The organism is Acetonema longum DSM 6540, from assembly GCF_000219125.1.
Lineage (GTDB): Bacteria > Bacillota > Negativicutes > Sporomusales > Acetonemataceae > Acetonema > Acetonema longum.
On the sequence record NZ_AFGF01000099.1, the window covers coordinates 1 to 3,300 of the forward strand.

4 protein-coding genes are annotated in these 3,300 nt (G+C 58.6%); all 4 read right to left on the reverse strand.

Going from position 1 to position 3,300, the window contains the following annotated elements; translation table 11 throughout:
• Positions 1–15: 15 nt before the first annotated feature.
• The 4 genes from bioD to ALO_RS11125 are packed head-to-tail and all read right to left on the reverse strand — an operon-like array spanning position 16 to position 3,206.
• A complete protein-coding gene (gene bioD / locus ALO_RS11110; protein ID WP_004095787.1) occupies positions 16–759 on the reverse strand; it encodes a dethiobiotin synthase in 744 nt (247 codons plus the stop codon).
• Entirely contained in the window at positions 756–1,934 is a 1,179-nt protein-coding gene (bioF, locus tag ALO_RS11115; RefSeq protein ID WP_004095789.1) for an 8-amino-7-oxononanoate synthase, read from the reverse strand. Before bioF ends, bioD begins: the two co-directional genes overlap by 4 nt.
• A 5-nt stretch (positions 1,935–1,939) precedes the next feature.
• Positions 1,940–2,689 carry a 6-carboxyhexanoate--CoA ligase gene (locus ALO_RS11120; RefSeq protein ID WP_004095790.1) on the reverse strand — a complete coding sequence of 250 codons (750 nt, stop codon included), beginning with the start codon at positions 2,687–2,689 and terminating at the stop codon, positions 1,940–1,942.
• Positions 2,673–3,206: a hypothetical protein gene (locus ALO_RS11125; RefSeq protein WP_050807002.1), complete on the reverse strand. Its 534-nt coding sequence runs from the start codon at positions 3,204–3,206 to the stop codon at positions 2,673–2,675. Before ALO_RS11125 ends, ALO_RS11120 begins: the two co-directional genes overlap by 17 nt.
• Between the last annotated feature and the right edge of the window lie 94 nt (positions 3,207–3,300).

The window sequence follows — 3,300 nt, forward strand, 5'->3', positions numbered from 1 at the left end:
CACTTGTTCACTGAGTCACTTGTCACTCAAGGTGTCTAAAGCGATCGCTGCGATTTTATCCAAATCCAGGTACTGTTCAGCCAGCGCAGCCAGTCCTTCGGTGCGACATTCCGGTACGCTGATCTCCTCCCGGCAGGGAAACTTTCCCAGAAGGGGCAGGCCGGTCAGGGATGAGATATATTCGGCGTTGGAACGTTCCAGGATACCGCCGCTGACGCCATCCCAGCCGTTGATAATAATGCCGGCCACGGGTATCCCTCTGCTTTGGGCATAATACGCCGTCAATACGGTATGATTGATGGTTCCCAGGTTGGGCCTGGCGACAATCACCGTCGGCAGACCCAGCCCGGCCATAAAATCAGCCACCAGATACTCCTGCCAGATAGGAGCGGCAATTCCGCCCACCCCTTCTACCAGGACTACCTGATAGTCAGACGCCAGCTGCCGGTATCCCTCGGTCAAATCCGCCACCCTGACGGTAACTCCCGACTCCCGGGCCGCTACTGCCGGCGTCAGGGGCGGTTCCAGCACCAGCGGTGTGATCCTGTTGCGCTCAGCCTCCGGCAGCCCCGCTGCTTTTTGCAAAAACATTGCGTCCTCGGAATCCAGTTTCCCTTCCCGGTTTCTCACGCCGCCGGAAGCAACCGGCTTATATACTGCCGTATTCAAGCCGCGTTGTTTCAGCCCGGCGGCAATCGCTCCGGTAATGACGGTTTTTCCTACTTCGGTATCAGTTGCGGTAATGAATATACCTGTCATACACCGTTTCCTCCCTGTTTCAGACTTGACCACGCTTCCTGCATCGCGACAACGGCCTTATCCAGGTCCTGCTGCCGGTGCTCTGCCGTTATCGTCAGCCGCAGCCGGCTGGAGCCGGGCGGTACGGTTGGCGGACGAATGGCGGCCACGATCACGCCTCTTTCCTGCAGCGCCCGCGCCATGTCCAGGGCGGTTTCCTCCCGGCCCAGTATCACAGGGATAATGGGCGTATCGCCGGGTAAAGCGGTAAACCCCGCGGCCGCCAGCTTGCTCCGGAGGTAAATGGCATTTTCCCTCAGCCGGTCAACCATTTCCGGTTCAGCGATTAACTGCCGCAGCGCCGCATGGGCCGCAGCCACTGTCGCCGGAGCCAGAGCCGTAGAAAAGATAAAGCTGCGAGCCCGGTTGGCCAGGATTTCAATCAGCGACTCGTCGCCGGCTGCAAACCCGCCTTCAGCTGCCAAAGCCTTGCTTAAGGTGCCGATTTCCACCTGAACTCTGCCTTTCAGACCAAAGTAAGCTGCCGTCCCGCGGCCTCCCGGGCCGATCACACCGGTGGCGTGGGCATCGTCTACGATGACGCAGGCATCATATTCTTCCGCCAATGGGACAATCCGGTCCAGGGGCGCAATATCGCCGTCCATGCTGAATACCCCGTCGGTAATGATAAAACGTTTGCCGCTGCAGGGTGTCTGTTGCAGCTTCTGCCGCAAATCTTCCACGTCACCGTGTTGGTAGACAACTGTCTCAGACCGGGCAAGACGGCAGCCGTCAATGATGCTTGCATGATTCCAGGCATCGCTGAAGATCACGTCCCCGGCCCGGGCCAAACCGCTGATAACCCCTACATTAGTCATATAACCGGTATTAAAGACCAACGCAGCCTCTCTCTGTTTAAACGCGGCCAAGTCTTTCTCCAGAGCCGGATATAACGGATGAGTCCCGGTAGTCAGCCTAGCCCCGCCGGAGCCGGCGCCATAAGCCTGCACCGCCTCGATGGCGGCCTGCCGCACCGCCGGGTGGTGGGTAAGGCCAAGATAGCTGTTGGAAGCCAGCATCAAATACTTCTTCCCGGCCTGTTCCGCTATCGTTGCACTCAAAGGCAAATATACCACCGGCTGGCGGTACAACCAGAGCCGCCTGATCTCATCCACTTGTTGGGCCCATTTATTCATCCTTTTCACCTCACATCAACCAAAACCGGCTGATTCTGTAAAAATTCAATGGTTGTGTCGACATCACAGCCGGGCTCCAGAAAGAACACCCGTCCTCCCACCGGACTGCCGTAAGGTTTGAAATGGGGCAGCCGTATATAGCGGCGACAGACTGAGATATAACCGGCCGTATACTCCGGATCGTCCGACCAGCACAACTCCGCTGCAACGCCAGGCGCCGCCAGAACCTTACTGGCCAGGACCAAGGCTTCCCGCACATGAACGCCGCTAAGACCTAACGATTGCAAGTGAGCGGCATAAGCCTCCCTATCACTGCAGTCCTGGCGAGATACTCTCACTCCCCGCATCCCGGCTTGGTCCAGACGGATACCAGTCTTAGCGCACAGCAGCATAGCGCCCCGCATGCTGTCCGCCAAACTGTCCAGGCTGGCAAAACCGCTGTCAACAGCCGGCGCAGCAATCCCGTTATCGACGAGCAGCTGTCTGGCAGCCAGACGGCAGGAAAAGATGTCTGGAAAATTCAGGGTTTCCACTGCCGGCAGCGGAATTCGCAGCATGGGACCCGGCATAGCTTCCACCGTAATATTGATAAAATCAGCTTTACCCCGGCTGTGATTCATGGCCCGCCGCAGCATGGCATCGGCTGCCTCCCCGATACCGGACTCCGGAACCAGCCGTTCCGCTCCAGAGATATGCCTGCCGCCGTCCTCGTGAGTCCCTCCCTGAGCCGCCCGCATTCTAACGCTGTATAACATAGTCCGTCACCCTTCTCGCCTGATTGAGGACGCGTCTCAGCAGCAGAGTCAAAGGCCAAGCTGTCAGAGCCGTATATACCATACCTGGCAAGGCGGCAATCACCAGCGGCAGGGTGGCTTGCTCCAGGATCAGAGACAGGCTGAGCCTGGCAACCGTCGATCCCACTGGTCCGGCAATGGTCACCACCGGCCAGGCGGTGCTGAACACTGCCAGCAGACTGCCGGCGCTCAGCCGGAAAACCAGGGCGATACCTACGTTCAGCAAGTTCTGGGTCCCTAAGATCAAGCCCGCGATACTTGATATCATCCCGGCTAGGATATACTGGCTAAAGCCGAAAACCGCACATATCGCCACCGCCAGCGGCGCTGACAGCTGAAACTCCGTGCCCGGCAGCAGGCCAGGCAGCTTGACTGCCCCGGTAACGGTGATCGATGCAGCCAGCAGCGCCGTCTCGGTCAACAGGCTGACCTGCCGCCTAGCCCTCACAGGTCTATCCGGCGGAGATTGAGCCGTCATTCCCGGGCCTTGCCGCTCTCCGGTGTTTCCCGGCTTCTGCTTCCATCGCAGCCAACTCCGATCTTTCATCATGATCCCTCCGCATATGTATAAA